The organism is Hymenobacter terricola (genome assembly GCF_017921975.2).
Classification (GTDB): Bacteria; Bacteroidota; Bacteroidia; order Cytophagales; family Hymenobacteraceae; genus Hymenobacter; species Hymenobacter terricola.
In genome coordinates this window covers 1-993 of the sequence record NZ_JAGEMO020000172.1, presented here as the reverse complement: position 1 = coordinate 993, position 993 = coordinate 1, and the positions used below count along the sequence as shown (strand labels likewise).

At 56.4% G+C, this 993-nt stretch carries 2 protein-coding genes; both read left to right on the top strand.

The annotated features are described in order from the left end of the window. Positions 1-55: 55 nt before the first annotated feature. Complete coding sequence (locus J4G38_RS28105) at positions 56-607, top strand: hypothetical protein (protein ID WP_226164105.1); 552 nt, start codon at positions 56-58, stop codon at positions 605-607. Continuing rightward, a partial coding sequence (locus J4G38_RS28100; protein WP_210522266.1) for a hypothetical protein occupies positions 604-993 on the top strand: 390 nt, incomplete at its 3' end. The genes J4G38_RS28105 and J4G38_RS28100, both read left to right, overlap by 4 nt.

Below are 993 nucleotides of genomic sequence, written 5' to 3'. Positions count from 1 at the left end.
CTGTCCTATCGGCTATACGGGGAGAAAGGATTAAGCTATGACTCCTATTGTAGATATGACCGCCGTTATCGCCAAAGCGGCAGAGCTCAACAACAACCTCGGCGAAGTGCAGAAGGCCATCAAGGCTTGTGCATCCACCAAGTGCCGCCTGAAGAAGCAGCCCGGTCGCGCCGACTACCAGACCCTGATGACCGCGTGTCTCCAGGAAGAGCAGCTGCTCAAGAACGTCAAATCCTACCTGGCCCAAGAACCCAAGAAGACCGTCATGCATCTCGACGCTGACGACATCTCCGCTATGAGCTACGATGAGATCGTGCGCGCCATTCGCTCCGTCCAGTCCAAGAAGACCCACACCAAGTGGTCGGATGACTGCGAACGCGATGAAGATGGCAACTTCATCCCTGGCTCCGGTCCCGCGTATAAGGAGGCCTGCCGCATCGAGCAGATGCTCATCGATCGCAAGCTCGAGCTCAAGCCCAACGCTGCCGGCTTCTCCAAGGCATCCCTCCGTGAGCTGATCGATACCCTGCGTGTCTGCTCTGACCTGGACGTCACTACCTGCCTCGATCGCATCGAAGCTTTCATCAACGGAGGTGAGACTGAATGATGTACGAAGGCAAGGTCTACGACAACTGCTATCGTCGTGACTACTCCGAAGCATATGCGCTCCAGATGCTCTTACGCATGGCCGACTACGCCTGTGATGAATCCGCCGAGCTCATTCACGATGACAGCGAGGTCATCGATGACGAGCACTTCACCATCTGTATTGGTGGTAAGTGCATCGACTTCATCTGCTACGCACCTCAGTACCAGGCCCTCTGCAGGTTTGTAGATAGCCTCGCAAATGAGCAGGGCTACAGCGTGAATCACAAGCGCGCTCGCGTCGTCGACTGTGACATCGTCAGCAAGACCGACTACTGTCCGTACCACGAAGACGAGCACGGCAATCGCCCCTGTGACAACGGCATGCCCTGCGACGCTTGCATGCTC

Excerpts from the sequence above, each read along its gene's own strand:
- J4G38_RS28105 (WP_226164105.1), top strand. The coding sequence starts at position 56 with ATGACCGCCGTTATCGCCAAAGCGGCAGAGCTCAACAACAACCTCGGC.